Source organism: uncultured Stenotrophomonas sp., assembly GCF_913778665.1.
Lineage (GTDB): Bacteria > Pseudomonadota > Gammaproteobacteria > Xanthomonadales > Xanthomonadaceae > Stenotrophomonas.
The window spans coordinates 104572-123022 of sequence record NZ_CAJYVQ010000012.1 but is presented as its reverse complement, the minus strand read 5'-3'; the positions used below and the strand labels follow the sequence as shown (position 1 = coordinate 123022).

General features: G+C 67.8%; 15 protein-coding genes and 1 pseudogene. 5 read left to right on the top strand and 11 right to left on the bottom strand.

Features of this window, described 5'->3' with window-relative positions:
* The first annotated feature begins 119 nt into the window (after nucleotides 1-119).
* Nucleotides 120-2231, top strand: a complete 2112-nt coding sequence (locus QZ853_RS18235; RefSeq protein ID WP_295576803.1) for a M13 family metallopeptidase — start codon at nucleotides 120-122, stop codon at nucleotides 2229-2231.
* A 133-nt stretch (nucleotides 2232-2364) separates the two neighbouring features.
* Here QZ853_RS18235 and QZ853_RS18230 read toward each other — a convergent pair.
* Both QZ853_RS18230 and QZ853_RS18225 read right to left on the bottom strand, forming a co-directional pair.
* Nucleotides 2365-3299: pseudogene (locus QZ853_RS18230) on the bottom strand (MFS transporter).
* Nucleotides 3296-4510: an MFS transporter gene (locus tag QZ853_RS18225; protein WP_295576788.1), complete on the bottom strand. Its 1215-nt coding sequence runs from the start codon at nucleotides 4508-4510 to the stop codon at nucleotides 3296-3298. Before QZ853_RS18225 ends, QZ853_RS18230 begins: the two are co-directional and overlap by 4 nt.
* Nucleotides 4511-4643: 133 nt before the next feature.
* Here QZ853_RS18225 and QZ853_RS18220 point away from each other — a divergent pair, with 133 nt between their 5' ends.
* The gene (locus QZ853_RS18220; protein ID WP_295576784.1) at nucleotides 4644-5231 is read left to right on the top strand and encodes a TetR/AcrR family transcriptional regulator; all 588 of its coding nucleotides are present in this window, start codon (nucleotides 4644-4646) and stop codon (nucleotides 5229-5231) included.
* Nucleotides 5232-5343: 112 nt separating this feature from the next.
* On the opposite strand, the gene QZ853_RS18215 is transcribed toward QZ853_RS18220, so the two are convergent.
* Nucleotides 5344-6273 (bottom strand): oxygenase MpaB family protein, encoded by a 930-nt coding sequence (locus QZ853_RS18215; RefSeq protein WP_295576776.1) that lies wholly within the window; start codon nucleotides 6271-6273, stop codon nucleotides 5344-5346.
* A gap of 309 nt (nucleotides 6274-6582) precedes the next feature.
* Between QZ853_RS18215 and QZ853_RS18210 the strand changes: the two genes are divergently transcribed.
* Complete coding sequence (locus tag QZ853_RS18210; RefSeq protein WP_295576767.1) at nucleotides 6583-7197, top strand: hypothetical protein; 615 nt, start codon at nucleotides 6583-6585, stop codon at nucleotides 7195-7197.
* Between the two features lie 79 nt (nucleotides 7198-7276).
* Here the strand turns inward: QZ853_RS18210 and QZ853_RS18205 are convergent, their stop codons facing one another.
* The 7 genes from QZ853_RS18205 to QZ853_RS18175 form a co-directional block, all read right to left on the bottom strand.
* Entirely contained in the window at nucleotides 7277-8047 is a 771-nt protein-coding gene (locus QZ853_RS18205; protein ID WP_295576762.1) for a LytTR family DNA-binding domain-containing protein, read from the bottom strand.
* Complete coding sequence (locus QZ853_RS18200) at nucleotides 8037-9296, bottom strand: histidine kinase (RefSeq protein ID WP_295576755.1); 1260 nt, start codon at nucleotides 9294-9296, stop codon at nucleotides 8037-8039. The genes QZ853_RS18205 and QZ853_RS18200 overlap by 11 nt, the downstream gene beginning before the upstream one ends.
* A 175-nt stretch (nucleotides 9297-9471) precedes the next feature.
* Nucleotides 9472-11121: a M28 family metallopeptidase gene (locus QZ853_RS18195; RefSeq protein ID WP_295576749.1), complete on the bottom strand. Its 1650-nt coding sequence runs from the start codon at nucleotides 11119-11121 to the stop codon at nucleotides 9472-9474.
* A 56-nt stretch (nucleotides 11122-11177) separates the two neighbouring features.
* The gene (locus QZ853_RS18190; protein WP_295576743.1) at nucleotides 11178-12434 is read right to left on the bottom strand and encodes a sigma-70 family RNA polymerase sigma factor; all 1257 of its coding nucleotides are present in this window, start codon (nucleotides 12432-12434) and stop codon (nucleotides 11178-11180) included.
* 47 nt (nucleotides 12435-12481) lie between these two features.
* Nucleotides 12482-12892 carry a VOC family protein gene (locus QZ853_RS18185; protein WP_295576739.1) on the bottom strand — a complete coding sequence of 137 codons (411 nt, stop codon included), beginning with the start codon at nucleotides 12890-12892 and terminating at the stop codon, nucleotides 12482-12484.
* Nucleotides 12893-12926: 34 nt separating this feature from the next.
* Complete coding sequence (locus QZ853_RS18180; RefSeq protein WP_295576736.1) at nucleotides 12927-13349, bottom strand: VOC family protein; 423 nt, start codon at nucleotides 13347-13349, stop codon at nucleotides 12927-12929.
* Between the two features lie 69 nt (nucleotides 13350-13418).
* A complete protein-coding gene (locus QZ853_RS18175; RefSeq protein ID WP_295576730.1) occupies nucleotides 13419-13832 on the bottom strand; it encodes a YciI family protein in 414 nt (137 codons plus the stop codon).
* Nucleotides 13833-14269: 437 nt separating this feature from the next.
* On the opposite strand from QZ853_RS18175, the gene QZ853_RS18170 reads away from it, so the two are divergent.
* The gene (locus tag QZ853_RS18170; RefSeq protein WP_295578967.1) at nucleotides 14270-14677 is read left to right on the top strand and encodes a YciI family protein; all 408 of its coding nucleotides are present in this window, start codon (nucleotides 14270-14272) and stop codon (nucleotides 14675-14677) included.
* On the opposite strand, the gene QZ853_RS18165 is transcribed toward QZ853_RS18170, so the two are convergent.
* The gene (locus QZ853_RS18165; RefSeq protein ID WP_295576725.1) at nucleotides 14655-16736 is read right to left on the bottom strand and encodes a gluconolaconase; all 2082 of its coding nucleotides are present in this window, start codon (nucleotides 16734-16736) and stop codon (nucleotides 14655-14657) included. The two genes, QZ853_RS18170 and QZ853_RS18165, sit on opposite strands and share 23 nt — an antisense overlap.
* 166 nt (nucleotides 16737-16902) lie before the next feature.
* On the opposite strand from QZ853_RS18165, the gene QZ853_RS18160 reads away from it, so the two are divergent.
* Nucleotides 16903-18423 (top strand): hypothetical protein, encoded by a 1521-nt coding sequence (locus QZ853_RS18160; RefSeq protein WP_295576718.1) that lies wholly within the window; start codon nucleotides 16903-16905, stop codon nucleotides 18421-18423.
* Nucleotides 18424-18451 lie beyond the last annotated feature (28 nt).

Below are 18451 nucleotides of genomic sequence, written 5' to 3'. Positions count from 1 at the left end.
CGGCGTGAAGATCGATTCCGCGCGTTCAGCCAGATCCTGCACAGGACAGGCCGCACCCCGGGACGGCCAGCCGGGCCGGGGCGGATTAGACTTGGGGTTTTCCGCTGCAAGAGAAGTCCATGTCCAAGCTGCGCCGTCCCACTCTGGCACTGGCCATCGTTGCCAGCCTGTCCCTGGCCGCCTGCGATCGCCCGGCCGATCCTGCCGCCGGCACCGCCGCACCGGCCGAGGCCGCTCCTGCTGCAGCCAAGCCGATGCTGGGCAGCTTCGGCTTCGACGCCAGCGGCATGGACCGCAGCATCGCCGCCGGCGATGACTTCTTCGGCTTCGCCAACGGTACCTGGGTGAAGAATACCGAGATCCCGGCCGACCGTTCGCGCTTCGGCAGCTTCAACGTCATCGCCGAAAAGACCCTGGCCGACACCCGCGCCATCCTCGAAGGCGCCGCCGGTAACAACCAGGCCAGCGGTGACGACAAGCTGATCGGCGACTACTACGCCGCCTACATGGACGAAGCCGGCATCGAACAGCGCGGCACCGCCCCGGTGCAGCCGCAGCTGAAGGCGATCGATGCGATCACCGACAAGGCCGGCCTGGCGCGTGCCCTGGGCGGCGAAATGCGCGCCGACGTCGACCTGTTGAACGCTACCAACTTCTACACCGACCGCCTGTTCGGCCTGTGGGTGTCGGTGGACATGCTGCAGCCGGACCGCACCGCTCCCTACCTTGTGCAGGGCGGCCTGGGCATGCCCGACCGCGACTTCTACCTGGGTGACGGCCGCATGGCCGAGCTGCGCAAGCAGTACCAGGCGTACGTCGCGCAGATGCTGCAGCTGGCCGGCGTCGCCGACCCGGCCGGCAAGGCGCAGCGCATCCTCGCGCTGGAGACCAAGATCGCGCAGGCGCACGCGACCCAGGAAGAAACCAACGACGTGACCAAGGGCGCCAACCCCTGGACCCAGGCCGACTTCAACGCCAAGGCACCGGGCATGGACTGGAACGCTTTCCTTGATGCAGCCGCGCTGGGCGACCAGCAGGACTTCATCGTGTGGCAGCCCAAGGCCGTCGCCGGCCTGTCCAAGCTGGTTGCCACCGAGCCGCTGGAGGTGTGGAAGGACTACCTGGCGTTCCACGCGCTGGACCGTGCCGCCGCCTACCTGCCGAAGAAGTTCGCCGATGCCCGCTTCGCCTTCCATGGCACCGCACTGAGCGGCACGCCGCAGCAGAGCGACCGCTGGAAGCGCGCGGTGGACGATGCCAACCATGCGATCGGCGAGGCCATCGGCAAGCGCTACGTCGAGAAGCACTTCGACGCCAAGACCAAGGAGCGTGCGGACGAGATGGCGAAGAACATCATCGCCGCCTTCGCAAAGCGCATCGATGCACTGTCGTGGATGTCGCCGCAGACCAAGGCGCATGCCAAGGCCAAGGTCGCCGGCCTGACCGTCGGCATGGGCTACCCGGAGAAGTGGCGCGACTACACCGGCCTGGAGATCCGCCGCGATGACGCGCTGGGCAATGCACAGCGCGCCGAGCTGTTCGAATACCAGCGCAACATCGCCAAGCTGGGCAAGCCGGTCGACCACAGCGAGTGGGCGATGCTGCCGCAGACCATCAATGCAATGAACGTGCCGCTGGAGAACCGCTTGGTGTTCCCGGCCGCGATCCTGCAGCCGCCGTTCTTCGACGGTGCCGCCGATGACGCGGTGAACTACGGTGCGATCGGCGCGGTGATCGGCCATGAGATCAGCCACGGCTTCGACAACGCCGGTGCGCTGTTCGATGAAACCGGCAAGCTGCACAACTGGTGGACCGCCGAGGACCTGAAGCAGTTCAACGCCGCTGGCGATGCGCTGGCCGCGCAGTTCAGCAGCTACGAGCCGTTCCCGGGCGTGCATGTGAACGGCAAGCTGACCCTGGGCGAGAACATCGCCGACGTGGCCGGCCTCGGCACCGCCTACGACGCCTACCAGCTGTCGCTGCAGGGCAAGCCGGGCCAGACCCTGGAAGGCTTCACCCCGGACCAGCGCTTCTTCCTCGGCTTCGCCCAGGCCTGGCGCAGCAAGAGCCGCGAGCAGGCGCTGCGCAATTCGCTGCTGACCGATGTGCACGCACCGGGCCAGTTCCGCGCGCTGACCGTGCGCAACATCGACGCGTGGTACCCGGCGTTCGACGTGAAGGAAGGCCAGAAGCTGTACCTGGCCCCGGACAAGCGGGTCAAGGTGTGGTGATGCAAGGGAAACGGGCGCCGCAAGGCGCCCGTTTCATTTGCGGGTGGGTGCCAACCCTGGTTGGCGCAATGCCTCGCTCTGGTGGGTGCCGACCTTGGTCGGCACGGAGTAGGAATCCACCCATCGGGTGGACCTACTCGCGCAGGGTCGCCGCCATCAGCAGAGCGCTCGCAGCCAACACCGCGGCGGCCCACAGATTGGCATGCAGGCCGATACCGTCCAGCAGCCTTCCACCGACCCACGCCCCCAGCGCGATGCCGATGTTGAACACGCCCGCGTACAGCGCGGTGGCGACCTCCAGCGCGTGCGGCACCGCCCTCATCATCCCGCTCATCAGGCCGACTGACACGCCGCCGTAGGCCAGCCCCCACAGCAACAACAGTGGCGTCAGCAGCAAGCCGCACGCGATCGCCAGCAGCACGCCGCGCGGATGGCGGGCAGCCAGCGGCCCAGCCATGAAATTGCCGGCGATGCCTGCCATGCCATAGGCGAACAGCAACGCGCCGATCGACGCGGCATCCACGCCCGAGCGCAGGATCAGCAGCGGCGCACATAGGTGAAGGCAACGAAGTGGCCCGCCACCAGCAGCAGGGTCAGGCACAGGCCGCGCTGCAGGCCACGGTGGCCAAGCAGCTGCACGAACAGCGCCGGACGTACCGACGCCGCCACCGGCAACGCGGGAAGCGCTGCAAGATGCAACAGCAGGATCGCCGCACTGAACAGCGCCATCGCCGCGAACGCGAAGCGCCAGCCCAGCGCGTCGCCGATCAATGCACCCAGCGGTACCCCCAGCAGGGCGAGCAGTGCGCACAGGATGCGGCGACGATCGATGCCACCGGCAACGATCACCACCGGCGGTGCGAACAGCGCCGCCAGCAGGGCCGGTAGCGCGATCATTGGCCCGGCAGTGCCGGTGGACGCCCCCAGGTCATCAGCGATCGGGGTCAGCAGGCCGACCGGCAGCATTTCGGTGGTGACCACCGCGAAGGTCGCAAGGCCAACCGCCGACACCGCCGTCCACGGGTGACGGGGCACAGGTGCGGACTGTGCAGGCGAAGCAGCGCTCATCGCGTGGCCTCCGCAACACCGCCAGGTACGCGCGCGCGGTGCAGCGCGTGCTGCGCGAGCGCGGCGAGCAGCAGCACGCAGGTGCCGGCGAGCAACGCGACCCGAAAGCCCGGGCGCACGCCAGCGCCATCGACCACCTGGCCCGCCACTGCCGCGCCCAGCGCGACACCGATGTTCAGACCGGCCAGCAGCCAGGTCATGCCCTCGGTCAGCCGTGCGGCCGGCACGCACTGCTCTACCAGCGACATCGCCACGATCATCGTTGGCGCGAAGAACACCCCGGCCAGCAGCACCGCCATCGCGAGCGATGGCAGGTTGCCGACCCACAGCAGCGGCAGCGCGGTCAGCGCCGTGGCCGCTGCACCCAGCAGCAACAGACGGCGCAGCGGCACCTGCAGGTTCAATGCACCGAACAGCAGGCCAGCGCCGCAGCTGCCCACGGCGTAGGCCGACAACACCAGGCTGGCGGCCAGCGGCTGCCCGCGCTGCTCGGCAAAGGCCACGCTGGTGATGTCGACGGTGCCGACGATCACCCCCATCGCCAGCATCAGCAGCGCCAGCAGGCGGATCTCCGGTTGCCGCAGCAGCGAACGTCGCGGTGTTGCAGTATCGAGGGCCTGCAGCGGCGGCTCGGTGCCCCGTTGCAGCACCAGCGCGGCAACGCCGGCCAGCAGCAGCACGGCCGCAACCAGCACGCCGGCCTGCGGCCACACCGCCACCGACAGCCCCACCGACAACGGCGGCCCGGCGATGAAAGTGACCTCATCAAGCACGGTCTCCAACGAATACGCCGTCTGTAGCTGCGGGCGACCGCGATGGATCGCGGTCCAGCGGGCGCGCACCATCGCCGACACGCTGGGCATGCTGCCGGCCATCACCGCGGCGGCGAACAGCGTCCAGGCCGGCGCGGCCAGCACGGTGCAGGCCAGCAGCACCAGCAGGCCGATCGCGCTGGCTGCGGCCGCCCACGGCAGCACCCTCGCCTGGCCGTGGCGATCGACCCAGCGCGACACCTGTGGCGACAGCAGCGCATAGGTCAGCACGAAGGTACCCGACACGGCGCCGGCCAGCGCATAGCTGCCGCGCAGCTGCGACAGCAGAGTGATGATGCCGATGCCGGTCATCGGCAGCGGCAGGCGGGCCAGCAACCCGGCCAAGGCAAGCCCGGTGGTGCCGGGGGCGGCGAAGAGGTCGCGGTAGGGGGTAGCCATCGGGGTCTCCAGGGCCATGACTTGCCTGACGCAGGCGGCGCCAGGACAATACATACAGAGCGTATGTATAAGAGGCTACATTCATACGTCACGTATGTAAATAATCATGCACTACGTATGTAAGGAGCTCCGGATGGTTCGTCGTACCCGCGCCGAGATGGAAGAAACCCGCGCCAGACTGCTGGCGACGGCCCGCCGAGTGTTCTGCGAGCGCGGCTACGCCGCCACCTCGATGGACGACCTGACTGCGCAGGCCGGGCTGACCCGCGGCGCGCTGTACCATCACTTCGGCGACAAGCAGGGCCTGCTGGCAGCGGTGGTTGCCCAGCTCGATGCCGAGACCGACCCGCGCCTGCAGGCAATCAGCGAAGGTGCGGACGATGCGTGGGACGGGTTCGTGCAGCGCTGCCGTGCCTACCTGCAGATGGCACTGGAACCGGAAATCCAACGCATCGTGCTGCGCGATGCACGCGCGGTGCTCGGTGGCGCTTCACCGGAATCGCAGCAGCACTGCGTGCGGTCGATGCAGCGCCTGATCGAGCAGTTGATTGCGCAGCAGGTGGTGGCGCCGGTGCAGGCACAAGCGCTGGCGTCGCTGGTCTACGGCAGCCTGGCCGAAGCTGCGTTCTGGATCGCCGAGGGTGAGGATGGAGACGCCCGCCTGCCGCAGGCGACGGCGGCGCTGGACCTGCTGTTGCGTGGGTTGAAGGTAGACGTGTAAAGCCTCAGCCACGCAGGGCGTGGATCTACTTCGGAATCCACTCTGGTGGATGCCAATCTTGGTTGGCGCTTCCGCGGCACCGCGCGAAAGACGTGCTAACCAAAGTCGGCACCTACCCAGGCACGTCGGGCCACTCGCGCAGGGTCTCCACCGCCACACCCACGCGCGCGCAGGCGCGACTGGCCAGGCCATCGGGCAGCGCGCGGCGGAACAGCGGTGCCATGCCCTGCATCAGTTTCGCCGACGCTGCGGCCTGCGCACGCTGGCGGCCCGTGCGGTCCAGCATGGCGTCGGCCCAGTCCGGCAGCAGCGCCGCGCCGGCGCCGAGGAACACCTCGCGCGAAAGCCCCGGCACCGGTACTGGCAGGCGCACGCCGGACAAAACCTCCAGCACTTCGCGCGAACGATCGTCCACCCGCAGCTCCGGCTGCCGTGCGCAGAAGTACGCCGCCACTTCCGCTTCGCTGCGCGGCACATCCACCGCACCCAGTGCTTCGGCCACCCGGCGATACTCGTCGTAGTAGCGATCGGCGATGGGCTCCGGCACCGCGCGCCCGTAGCGGCGGAAGCCCTGCAGGAAACCAAACGCTTCGGTCACGTGCACCCAGGTCAGCAACCGCGGATCATCGGCGGCGTAGGGCTCGCCCTGCGCGGTCTGGCCGCGGATCTGCGCATGGATGCGGCGCACCTTGCTCACCAGTGCCTCCACCTCGCCGCGGGGCGCGTAGCTGGTGCCGGCGACGAAGGCGGTGGTGCGGCGCAGCCGGCCCACCAGGTCCTGGCGGAAATTGGAGTGGTCGTAGACCCCCGCCAGCGCGCGCGGGTGCAGGGTCTGCAGCATCAGCGCGCATAACCCGCCGGCCAGCATCGAGGGGAATTCGGCATGCAGCCGCCAGGTCACGCTGTCCGGGCCGAACCAGCCCGGGTCGCCCAGCGGATGGTCGTAATCGATGCCGCTCTGGCCACGCGGGAAGGCCTCCAGCACCCAACGCCGGATTGGCGCGGTGACGGGGCGGGACAGTCGCTGCAGCAGAGCGGGCATCACAGGTCCAGGAAAGGCGGGAACACGGCCACGCGTTGCGCGGTCGGCCCTGATTCTGGGCGATCACGACGCTGGCGGCGAGCCTCCGCACTCAGCGACGGTTTCATGTGCGGCCGCAGCACGTTTCACCCTGCGACATCCTGTCGCAGGCTGCGGACACTATGCTGCATTGCATCAATCTTCACCCATTCAGACGAACCCCTTGCGCTGCTTGGCATTGCGCCCATTGCACGGCTCGCTGGAAGTGCTAGAACTGAGCCCGCCACACCGTCCAATGCTGATCGACGCACGTTCCACAAGGAGCCAGCCATGATTGCTTTGTTCAAGGGTTTGGGAATTCTGCTTCGCGACAACGAGCTCTACAGCAGCCCGTTCGACAAACAGGTCGCGCACTGGCGCAATCTCAGCGAGCAGCAGATCCGCGATGAAGTGGCGGTGATGGCACAGGCCAAGTGCCAATGGCTGATCGCCTCCATCGTCGGCTGGCAGGCGGCATCGCTGCTGATCCTGGGCCTGATCGCCAACTACCTGTGGCGCGACGACTTCCATATCACCTTCACCCGCGTGGTGATCGTGTTCGGTTCTTGGGTATCGATCCTGTTCGTGATCTGGTTCATGGCCAACATGTTCGACCGTACGGCCGGTTTCGAGCGCTGGATGAAGGCGTTCAACAGCCGCGCCCGCATCAGTTCCAGGGCCGACAGCGTCGAGCACGTGGCCGAAGCGCTGGACCTGGCCGAGCACTACCCGGAAGTGCTGGACTACAAGCAGGCGGTCACCGCCAAGCGCGAACTGCGCCATGAGGACATCCGCATCATGACCGAGATCGGGCGCATGAAGCAGCACTCCGAGCTGGTCGGCCGCTTGAACCATGTCGGTGAGAACGAGCATCACCACGACCTGACCTTGCAGCCTGCCTACTGACCCTTCGGGAAAGCGGGGGGACCCACAATGCCACCGTGCGCGATCACGGTGGCATTGTTCTTTCAGCAGCGCGCAACGGTCACATGCCGCGGAACAGGCTCATGAACGGTTGGCTGACCACCAGCGTTTCCGCACGCTGGCGCAGGCGCAGTACACCGCGCCCGGTATCGTCGCGGCTGACCGCTGCCACCGCCTTCATGTTGACGATGGTGGATCGGTGGATCTGGCGGAAGTGCTGCGGATCAAGCACGTCCAGCAACTCACGCAACGGCGTGCGCAGCAGGCTCTCACCTGCGGCCGTAACCACCGTGGTGTACTTGTTGTCGGCGCGGAAGTAGGCCACGTCCTCCAGCATGATCAGCTGCGTCTCGCGGCCATTGCTGGCGGTGATCCAGGCCAGCGGCGGGCGTTCGGCGGCCCCCGGCGATGGCCCCAGCCGCTGCAGCAGGCGCTCCAGCACGGCATCGTCCTGGCGCGTCGATGGCAACCGCGACAGGATGCGCTCGCGGGTCGCCAACAGGCGCTCGTCACTGACCGGCTTGAGCAGGTAGTCCATCGCGCCCTGCTCGAACGCATCGATGGCGTACTGATCGTAGGCGGTCACGAACACCACCTGGGTGCGCGGGCTCAGCTCGGACAGCGCACGTGCCACTTCGATGCCGCTGATGCCGGGCATGCGGATATCGAGGAAGGCGATATCCGGTTGCTTCTCGGCCAGCTGCTCCAGCGCACTGGCGCCATCCTCGCACTCAGCCACCAGCTTCAGTTCCGGCCACAACCGGCGCAGCTGCTCCACCAGTGACTGCCGCAGCAGTTCTTCGTCTTCGGCGATCAGGGCTTCAAGCGGCATGGCTGCGCTCCTTGTGCAACTGCGGCAGGGTCATGGTCGCGGCCACGCCACTGGGGAAATTGGCGACGATCGCCACGCCGGCCTGCTCGCCGCAGGTCAGGCGCAGGCGCTCGCGCAGGTTCTTCAGGCCGATGCCGGTGCCGCTGGTACCCTGGCCGAAGCCGAGGCCGTCGTCGGCCACGGTCACCGTCACGTGGTCATCGAAGCTGCGCGCCAGGATCCAGATCGTGCCGCCGCCCGGCTTCGGTTCCAGGCCATGTTTGATCGCATTCTCCACCAGCGTCTGCAGCGCCATGGCCGGCAGGTGCACGCCATGCAGTTCGTTCGGCACCTGCACCTCCACCGCCAGGCGTGCGCCCATGCGGATGCGCAGAATCTCCAGATACGCACGCGTGCGTTCCAGCTCCACGCCCAGCGTCGACACCGATTCGTCCACCTGCGGCAGCGAACTGCGCAGGTACTGGATCAGATGGCCGAGCATCTGTTCGGCGCGCGCCGGATCGGTGCGGGTCAGCACCTGCGCGTTGGCCAGCGTGTTGTAGAGGAAGTGCGGCTCCACCTGCGCATGCAGCAGGTTCAGGCGCGCAACCGACAGTTCCTTTTCCACCTGGGTCTGTTCGGCAGCAGCCTGCTCGTCGCGGCGCTGGTCGGCCACGCGGCGGCTGATCGCGCGGGTGACCGCTTCGGCGTTCTCGTAGTTGCTGCCCTCATCCAGCGCCAGCAGGTCGGCCCACCAACCGGCATCGGGTTCAAACAACAGGGTGACGGTGCTGGTGCCCTGCCCCGGGGTGACCGTGGCCAGTACGCTGTTGCGCTTGATCGCCAACCGCGCCGGCAGGTTCCAGCGCGACGGCTGGCGGCCGTTCCACGGATCGACGCGGCGCACGTAGGCGCGCACCTGCAGGCTGCCGGCCGAACTTTCCACGTCTTCGACACGCGGTAGTTCGGCAATTGCCGCGTCCACCACCGCGTAGGCCTGGCCGGCATCCATCGGCAGTTCCACCTGGCGCCGCTGGCGCCCGGACAGCGTGGTCGCATCCAGCCGGCCGGCGACCAGCCAGACCCGGCGCATGTGGGTAATCGCGCTGCCCAGCGCGGAGATCATCAGGAACATCGCCAGCAGGCCGAACACCCAGCCGGGGCCGTCGTTCATGCCGCTGAAGATGCCGCTCCAGACCATGCCGGCGACGACCAGCGCGGCGGCCCAGGCCAGCAGGTGGCGGATCAGGAGAGAGAGGCTGGCGAACACGGCGGCGCCTTGGAGGAAGGGGGGTGAGCCGAGCATAGGGCGGCCCGCCAGGCAAACAAGCAGGTTGCGACGAAGGGCCGGAAAGCGGGGACGGAAGCCGTTACGGAAACGCTGGGCACGGCCCGGCGCTTCCGGGGCAGCAATGCCGGCCAGCGGCCGGCACTACCCAACGCCGTTACTTGCGCTGGTCGGCGCTGGCGTCACGCACGGCGCGGAACGATTCGTCCTTGCTCCAGTTCGGCCAGCTGCGCGAGTTGGCCAGCTGGTTGCCCAGCGTGTACAGCACCTCCAGGTCGCGGGCAGCACCGGCGAACACCCAGTCCGGCTGCCATTCGTCGCCCTGCTGGTGGTAACGCTTGGCGGTGTAGTCCTCCGAGGCCTTCTTGCCCGCGGCCACGCCACCGTCCACCCAGTCCTGGCCGGCCGACCAGGACAGCGCCGGCACGCCGCGCTTGGCGAACGGGAAGTGATCGGAGCGGAAGAACAGGCCCGCTTCCGGCTTCGGGTCCGGGGTGTAGCGGATGTCCCAACCCTTGGCGACGTCCTTCAGCCGGTCCAGCAGCTCGAAGCGCGCGGCACCATAGATGCCGAAATCACGCGACGGGCCGAACGGCGCCATGCCATCCATGTTGATCACCGCCACGGTCTTTTCAAGCGGGTACAGCGGATGGGTCGCGTAGTATTCCGAACCCAGCAGGCCCTTCTCTTCGGCCGTGACCGCCAGGAACAGCAGCGAGCGCTCCGGACGCTTGGCCTTGGCGAAACCACGTGCCAGCTCGATCAACGAGGCGGTGCCGCTGGCGTTGTCCAGCGCACCGTTGAAGATGCGGTCGCCGCGTGCATCCGGCTCACCCACGCCGATGTGGTCCCAGTGCGCGCTGTAGATGATCGTCTCGTCCGGATGGTGGGTGCCTTCCAGCCGCGCGGCGACGTTGTGCGAGGTGATCACTTCGGTCTTCACCGCGTACTTCGCATCCAGGCTGGCGCCGCTCAGCACCACCGGCGTGAAATCGCGCCGCTGGGCCTTCTTCTTCAGCGCCTCGAAATCCTGCCCGGCCGAACGGAACAGCTCCACCGCCAGATCGCGCTGGATCCAGCCTTCCAGAAGCGGATGGCTTTCGGCCGGGTTGTCGCGCACCACGTCGAACATGGTGTTGGTATTGGAGCCGGCCACGGTGGCCCAGCCATACGATGCCGGCGCGGTCTCGTGCACGATCAGCACGCCCAGCGCCCCCTGGCGCGCGCCTTCTTCGTACTTGTAGGTCCAACGGCCGTAGTAGGTCATGCCCTTGCCGTCGAAGTCGCCCTGGCCGGTCTCGAAGTCCGGATCGTTGATCAGCACCACGGCGATCTTCCCCTTCAGGTCCACGCCCTTGAAGTCGTCCCAGTTGCGCTCCGGCGCTTTCACGCCGTAACCGAGGAACACCAGCGGTGCCTTGCTGATATCGACGTTGCTGGCGCCGTTCATGGCGGCACGCACGGCAATCTGCTTGCCCTGGTCAAGCGCAATGGTCCTGCCGCCCTGGTGCAGCGCCAGCTGCGGTGTGCCGACGATGTCGCCCTTGCGCAGCGGCACGGCCTGGGTCCACAGGCGCTTGCCATCCTTGAGGTCGCCGCCCGGCTGCAGGCCAGCCTCGGCGAACTGCTTGCTGAGATAGGCGATGGTCTTCTCTTCACCGGCGGTGGCCGGCGAGCGGCCTTCGTAGGCGTCGGAGGCCAGTTCCTTGACGTCGGCAGAGATCCGCGCGCCATCGAATTTCGGGGTGGCCGCCATCAGTGCGCTCGACACCGACAGGGCCAGCATGCCCAGTGCTACTCGCTTCATTGCTCTCTCCAGCAGGGAAATCCTTCCGGAGTGTAAAGGGATTCGGAAAGACGGGGTCAGCCCGGTCCTTGCGCGCGCGACAGCAGGTGCGCGCGTTCGCGGGCGTTGCCGGTCAGCGCGGCGGCGCTCGCGAAGGCTTCGCGGGCATCCTCGGCCCGGCCCAGCTGTTGCAACAGCTCGCCGCGTACCACCTGCAACGGCGCGTAGTCCTGCAACCGTGGCTCGTCCAGCAGCGGCTGCAGCTGCGCCCACGCCGCGAACGCACCATCGCTGCGCAGCACCGCCACCACCCGGTTCAACGCCACCACCGGGGAAGGCTGCACCTGCAACAGCTGCGTATACAGCGAGGCAATGCGTGGCCAGTCAGTCTCCTGCGGGCGCCGCGCGGCGGCATGGCAGGCGGCGATGCACGCCTGCAGCACATAAGGGTCCTGATCGCCACCAGCGGCCAATGCGCGCGCCAGCAGCTGCTGCCCGCGCTCGATCTGCAGCCAATCCCAGCGCGCGCGTTCCTGCTGGTCCAGCAGCACCGCAGCGCCCTGTGCATCGACGCGTGCCGCCGCGCGCGAGGCCTGCAGTTCCATCAACGCCAGCAGGCCCAGCACCGGTGGCGCCGGCAGGCGATGAGCCAGAATGCGCCCCAGCCGCAGCGCTTCCTCGCACAGGGCCGGGCGCATCCAGTCATCGCCGGCACTGGCGGCATAGCCCTCGTTGAACACCAGGTAGATCGCCTCCAGCACCGAGGCCAAGCGCTCGGGCATCGCCTCCGCGCGGGGCACTTCGTAGGGCACCTGCTTCTGCGCCAGGGTGCGCTTGGCTCGCACGATGCGCTGGGCGATGGTCGGCTCGGGCTGCAGGAAGCCACGCGCGATCTCGGTGGTGGTCAGCCCACCCAGCAGGCGCAGGGTGAGCGCCACCCGCGCGTCGGCGGGCAGTACCGGATGGCAGGCCACGAACATCAGCCGCAGCAGGTCGTCACCCAGGTCGTCTTCCAGCGCCTGGCTGTCGTCCGGCGCCGGCAGCGGTGCCGGATGCAGTTCCTCGCCCCATTGCGCATGCTGCTGCGCCACGCGCTGATGCTGGCGCAGCACATCGATGGCCCGGTTGCGCGCGGTGGTCATCAGCCAGGCTCCGGGATTGTCCGGGATACCCTGCGCCGGCCAGCGCTCCAGCGCCGCCAGCCAGGTGTCCTGGGCCAGCTCCTCGGCACGGCCGACATCGCCACCGAGCAGCCGCGCCAGGCGCGCGATCAACACCGGCGACTCCATCCGCCAGAGGGTTTCCAGACGCTGTGTCAGTGCGGGATCGTGCATGTGTGGATCACAGCATGCACGCCCGGCCCGCACAAGCGACGCGGTACTCAGCCTGGTTCGCCATCCATGTGCGCGATTTCCCACAGGTGCCCATCCAGGTCCTGGAAGCCGCGCTGGTACATGAAGCCATAGTCGCGCGCCGGCTGCGGTTCGCTGCCGCCCGCGGCCAGTGCCTTGTCCACCAGCACGTCCACCGCCTTGCGGCTGTCCGCCGACAGGCAGGTGATCACCTCGGTGTGGCTGCGTGCATCGGCGATCGGCTGGGTGGTGAATTGTTGAAAGAACGGCTGGGTCAGCAGCATCACGAAGATGCTTTCGCTGATGACCATGCAGGCCGCATCGTCGTTGGTGAAGGTCGGGTTGAAGCTGTAGCCCAACGCGGCGAAGAAGGTCTTGGACTTCGGCAGGTCCTGCACGGGCAGGTTGACGAAGATCATCTGCGGTTGCGGCGCACTCATCGATGAAACTCCTTGTGGATGAACGTGGGACGGCTCAGGGCTGCTTCATGCAGTTGACCATCCACGGCTTGCCGTAGCGGTCGATCAACATGCCCCAGCGATGCGCCCAGAACGTTTCGGCGATCGGCATCTGTACCTGGCCGCCGTCGGCCAGCGCCGCGAACACGCGCTCGGCCTCTTCGATGCTGTCGACATCGACATTGATGGTGGTCGAACCACCGTCGCTGCCGCCGGGGCCATCGGCGGCCATCAGGATGGCGTTGCCGATCTCCAGCTGGCTGTGCGCAACGTGGTCCAGCGTTTGCGCCGGCATTTCATTGCAGCCGGGCATGCCATCGGACGGCGGCATGTCGCGGTACTTCATTTCCGAGGTGACCTGGCCGCCGAGTGCCTTGGCATAGAACGCCATCGCGTCGTGGGCCTGGCCGCTGAAGCCGAGGAACGGAATCAATCTCATGGCAGTACTCCGGTGTGTAGGTCAGGGGTTGCGCCGGGTCATGCCCGGCGGATGCGGACCAGATTCGGATCAACCTTCCAGCTGTGCACGCAGACGCTGTTCCTGCTGCTGTAAGTCGGGGGTGAAGGCTTCGCCGAAGTCTTCCGCGGAAATCAATGGGCGCACCTCCAGGGTGCCGCCACTGCGGAACGGGGCACGGCTGGCCCACTCGACGGCGTCCTCCAGCGACCGCACGTTCCACAGCCAGAAGCCGGCGATCTGTTTGTCGGCGGGGCCGAATGGACCAGACTCGACGCGGGGCGCACCGCTGCCGAAATGAATGCGACGACCACGCTGGGTGGCGTGCAGGCCTTCACCGGCGAGCATGATGCCGGCGGCGACCAGCTGCTCGTTGAAGGCGCCCATTTCGGACAATTCCTGTTCGTTCGGCATGCGGCCGGCTTCGGAGTCGGCGTTGGCCTTCACGATCACCATCACTTTCATTTCGGTCTCCCGTGGGGACGCGGGGGGCGTGCCCTTCACTGGGTACAACGAACCAGGGTCATCGGAATCGACACGTTTCCGGAATTTTTTTTCTCCGTGGAAAGCGTGCCTTCGGCGGGCGGCGAACGGCGGGCCCCTCCGTGGTGGGGTGGGTTGGTCGCTGAAAGCTCGGGTTCCTGTGGGTGGGCCGGGCGAGTGCGGCTGGCGGGGCGGGGGTGTCTGCGGCATGAATGCCGCGGCCAATCCCCCATGGACGGGTTTACGGCGTCCCCCGACCCGCCTAGCCACCCGGCCAAGCCCGAGAATCACGCTGTACCGCCACCACGGAGGGGCTCCGCCGTTCGCCGATCCCCGCCGAAGGCACGCTTCCCGCGCTGCAACATGCCCGTGCGCAGACCTGCGCCATCATGGGCACCCGCCCCCGCCAGGACCGTGCCATGCAGCAGTACCTGCTTCTGATCTACATCGAACCTGCCCTGCTGCAGGCACTGCCGACCGAAGAATTCAACGCCTTGATGCGCGACTGCCTCGCGCACGCCGACAAGCTGCAGGCCGAGGGCACGCTGCTGGTTGCGCAGAAACTGCAGCCGGTCGACACCGCGCAGACCCTGCGCGTGCGCGATGGGCACAGTCGCGTGCTGGATGGCCCGTTCGCCGAAACCCGCGAACTGCTGGCCGGCTTCAACCTGATCGTGGCCCGCGACCGCGACGAAGCCATGCGCATCGCGCGCGACTTCCCGTGGGCACGCTTCGGCAGCATCGAGGTGCGGCCGCTGGAAGACATGGACGCCGAGCGCGAACGCTGCGGCGCCCCCGCCGCCGCTATGGCAGCAGCCGAACCCTGATCTCGCGCGGGCCGATGCCTTCGTTGCCGCTGTAGTCACGCACGCTGGCACGCACGATGTACTCGCCTGGCGGCAATGCCGCGGGTTGCCAGCGGCCGGTTTCCATCAGGCCATCGCGCACGGTGTTGGTAGCCAGGTAACGGAACCGCGTCACCGCACTGCCATGCACGGTGATGCCGCTGTCCGGCGCATAGGCCACCCGCACAGCCTCCTGCTGCGGCGGCATGCGGTTGAACACAATGTTCCAGCGCGGCTGCTCGTAACCCTGCAGCGGCTGGCCGACGCCATCGAGGATCTGGTAACCCACCTGGTACATGCCCAGGCGTCGACGCGGCAGGTTGTTGTCGACCTGGTCCCAGGCTTCCACCACGATCTGCACGCCGCGGCCCTGGCGCGCCACCATCACCACGCCATCGGCGCCGGCGGCCATCGGCTGGTCGTTGTCGTCCAGCAGCGCCACGTCGGTAATGCGCGGTGCGAAGTGATCGGCGTAGTTGTGGAAGCCAAGCGCCACCGCATTGGTCTCGAAGCCGCCGGTACCCACCGCCAGATGCACATGGGCCTGGTTGTTGATGCTGCCCAGCCGGTCGCCGACATGGATGCGGGTGCCGCGCCGCACGCGCATCCGCTCCAGCTTGCCCTGCTCGTCGTACAGCGCCTGCCAGCGCGCATCGAAGGGTTCATCGCGCGGCGTGCGGCCGACCCGCATGTGGATGTACTTGAGGCGGTCCACTGCCAGCCCTTCGGCCTGGCCACCCAGGCTCCACGCCGCCACCGGGCTGCTCACCTTGCCCTCGGCGATGGCCAGTACGGTCTGGCCGACATCGCCGCGCACGTCAAACCCACCGTGCAGGTGATGGCGGCTCTCGCCCTTGAAGTTGCCACGCACCTCGCCGAGCGTACCAACCACTTCATGCCAGCCCTGCTGCGGCGCCAACGGCCAGCGCCCGCCGGTATCCGGCAGCGCGGCATCGGCGGCCGGGCCGACCAACGCCGGTGCCGGCAGATCGCCCACCGGCAGCGGGCGCAGGCGATGCAGGCGATAGGCTGCGGCATCGGCCACCAGCACGCTGCCATCTGCATCCATCGCCAGTCCGCTGGGGCGGGCAAGGCGCGGCAGGCGGCCATTGCCAACCAGCGTGATCTGATGGCCCTGCGGCGTCACCTGCACGATGCGCCCATCCAGGTCGCCCACGTACAGCACGCCGTCGTGCGTCGTGGCGAGCGACAGCGGCCCATTGATCACGCTGGCGGCCGCCAGCACGGTGCTGACCGTGCCATCGGCACCGACACGGCGTACCGCGTTGTTGAACAGATCGGCCACCAGCAGTGCGCCCTGCGCATCCAACGCCAGTGCCACCGGCGTATCGAAGCGCGCTGCGGCACCTGCGCCATCGGCCAGCCCCGGGCGCTCGCCGCCGGCCAGGGTGCGCACCCTGCCATCGGTGCCGATCACCCGGATGCGATCGTTGTAGGTATCCGCCACATAGACCTGGCCCTGTGCGTCCACCGCGATGCCCATCGGTGCATCGAACCGCGCCTGGGCGGCCGGGCCATCCAGATAACCCTGCTCGCCGCCGGCCAGCGTGCTGACCTGGCCATCGATACCGATTCGACGGATCGCGTGGTTTCCGGTGTCGGCCACATACAGGTTGCCCTGCGCGTCGGCGGCGATGCCCGAGGGTGTATTGAAGCTCGCCTGCAGCGCCGGGCCATCGACGCGGCCCTCGCCCTGCCCGGCCACGGTTTCAACACGGCCATCAGGCAGGAGGCGGCGGATGCGGTTGTTGTCGCCGGCATCGGTGAAGTAGACGCTGCCATCAGCAGCACGCAGCAAACCAGAGGGATCGGCGAAGCGGGCCTGCACGGAGGCGCCATCGCGATCACCGGGATGGCCATCGCCGGCCAGCGCCTCGATCTGCGCGGTCCAGGCCAACGGCGTCGGGGCCGGGCCTGCGGGTTCAGCCGGCGTATGCAGCGGAGTTCCCCACCACGTTGCCGCCAATGCCACCGCTGTTGCCAACGCCACACCCGCCGCCATCCATTGCCACCGTGCCATCGTGCTGCGCCGCCCTGCCCGCTGCCTGAAGAGGCACCGACAATAGACGCTGCGCGCGCGATGCGCCACGGCCGATCGTGTGCTGAGGGAGCAGAGTTGCATTCATCGCGCTTGTCCTCGCCAGCCGCAGCGGGTTCAATGTTGTTCCCACGGATGGAGATCCTCCATGCCCCGCTTCGCTCCCCTCACCGTTCTGCTGCTGGCGGCACTGACCAGCGCGCCCGTGTCAGCATCGATCACGGTGGCGCAGCAGAAGCCGTCCATCACCAACGACGCGGTGCACATGGCCTACGCCGCGCGCTGGGATGAAGCCATCCAGCAGTCGCGCAGCGGCAACACGCTGGGCGCACTGATCGTCATGGAACGGTTGATGGAAGATCCGTTGCTGGACGACTTCGACGCTGAACGCCAGGGCCGTGCCGCGCAGGTGGCCGGCTGGACCGCGATGGTGCAGAAGAAGCCCGCGTTGGCGCGCCGCTACCTGAAGCGCGCGCAGGAAGTGCTGCCCGACGATACGCAGATCCTGCTGACGCGGGTGTCGCTGGAGCTGTCCGAGAACCAGCCCGCAGCGGCCACGACCTATCTGGTGCAGGCGTTGAAGCATGCCGAAGCGCCGCTGCCGATCGATCACCCGCCCATCAACTACCTGCAGTACCGCCTGCGCGACCAGCCGCAGCAGCGCATGGCACTGTTGCAGGCCTTGTTCGACAACGGCTGGAAGAGCGGCGGCCTGGAGCCGACCGGCATGTGGCTGGCACTGGCCACGCTGCAGGCCGACAACGGCCGTGGTGATGCGATCCCGGCCACGCTGGCCCGCATCGACAGCCCGGCCGAGATCCTCCAGCTGCGCAGCGACAAGCGCTTCGACCGCTACGTCGATCGCGCCGATCCACGCTTCGATCCGGTGCAGGTCGCGCAGAAGTACCTGGACACCCTGCGCGTGTCGGGCCTGCTGGACCGCAAGCTGGACGCGCGCATGGCGCAGTTCAGCGTCACCCTGCTGATGCTGGACCGCAATGAGGAAGTGCTGGCGCTGACCGACGGCATGGCGCGCGCGGCGGCCGAAGGCGAATCACCGTCGGCGGAGGAAGCAGAATGGGTGGCGTGGCTGCTCAACAGCCGCTTCAGCGCATTGCGCCGGCTGGGCCGCACCGACGATGCGCTGGCGGCGGCGCAACAGGCCGCCCGCATCGGCGCGCTCGGCCCGGACGGTAGCGAGCACCAGTTGAATGTCGGCTTCGTGTTCACCTCGCTGGGACGCATGCAGGACGCAGCGCAGGCGGTGACTGACCTGCCCGGCTTGGGAGGCTATGGCAAAGCGGCCCAAGCACTGGTGCAGTTCGCCGCCGCCCGCGAACGTGGCGATGCCAAGGCCATGGAGGGTGCACGCGCGGTGATCCTTGCCCAGCGCAACGACGCGCGCCTGTTCCATCGCGAGATGCTGCTGGACGAAGGCAACCTGGATGGCGCAGCCGCAGTGCTGATCGATCAGCTGCGCTCACCCATCGACCGTGGCGAGACGCTGGCCAGCCTGCAGGACATGCGCACCTATCCCTCACTGCCGGGCGACGTGAAGATCGATGCGGCCTGGCGTGCGCTCAAGCAGCGCGCTGACGTACAGGCCGAGATTGCACGCGTCGGCCGCATCGAACGCTACGAACTGGTCAGCCCCTCCACCTCACGCTGAGCGAATTTCATGTGGAGCCGGGCATGGG

Coding starts and splice junctions, on each gene's coding strand:
- QZ853_RS18165 (WP_295576725.1), bottom strand. CDS start 16,736: ATGGCACGGTGGCAATGGATGGCGGCGGGTGTGGCGTTGGCAACAGCG.
- QZ853_RS18205 (WP_295576762.1), bottom strand. CDS start 8,047: ATGCCGCTTGAAGCCCTGATCGCCGAAGACGAAGAACTGCTGCGGCAG.
- QZ853_RS18160 (WP_295576718.1), top strand. CDS start 16,903: ATGCCCCGCTTCGCTCCCCTCACCGTTCTGCTGCTGGCGGCACTGACC.
- QZ853_RS18235 (WP_295576803.1), top strand. CDS start 120: ATGTCCAAGCTGCGCCGTCCCACTCTGGCACTGGCCATCGTTGCCAGC.
- QZ853_RS18225 (WP_295576788.1), bottom strand. CDS start 4,510: ATGGCTACCCCCTACCGCGACCTCTTCGCCGCCCCCGGCACCACCGGG.
- QZ853_RS18185 (WP_295576739.1), bottom strand. CDS start 12,892: ATGAGTGCGCCGCAACCGCAGATGATCTTCGTCAACCTGCCCGTGCAG.
- QZ853_RS18210 (WP_295576767.1), top strand. CDS start 6,583: ATGATTGCTTTGTTCAAGGGTTTGGGAATTCTGCTTCGCGACAACGAG.
- QZ853_RS18170 (WP_295578967.1), top strand. CDS start 14,270: ATGCAGCAGTACCTGCTTCTGATCTACATCGAACCTGCCCTGCTGCAG.
- QZ853_RS18215 (WP_295576776.1), bottom strand. CDS start 6,273: ATGCCCGCTCTGCTGCAGCGACTGTCCCGCCCCGTCACCGCGCCAATC.
- QZ853_RS18220 (WP_295576784.1), top strand. CDS start 4,644: ATGGTTCGTCGTACCCGCGCCGAGATGGAAGAAACCCGCGCCAGACTG.
- QZ853_RS18175 (WP_295576730.1), bottom strand. CDS start 13,832: ATGAAAGTGATGGTGATCGTGAAGGCCAACGCCGACTCCGAAGCCGGC.
- QZ853_RS18195 (WP_295576749.1), bottom strand. CDS start 11,121: ATGAAGCGAGTAGCACTGGGCATGCTGGCCCTGTCGGTGTCGAGCGCA.
- QZ853_RS18190 (WP_295576743.1), bottom strand. CDS start 12,434: ATGCACGATCCCGCACTGACACAGCGTCTGGAAACCCTCTGGCGGATG.
- QZ853_RS18180 (WP_295576736.1), bottom strand. CDS start 13,349: ATGAGATTGATTCCGTTCCTCGGCTTCAGCGGCCAGGCCCACGACGCG.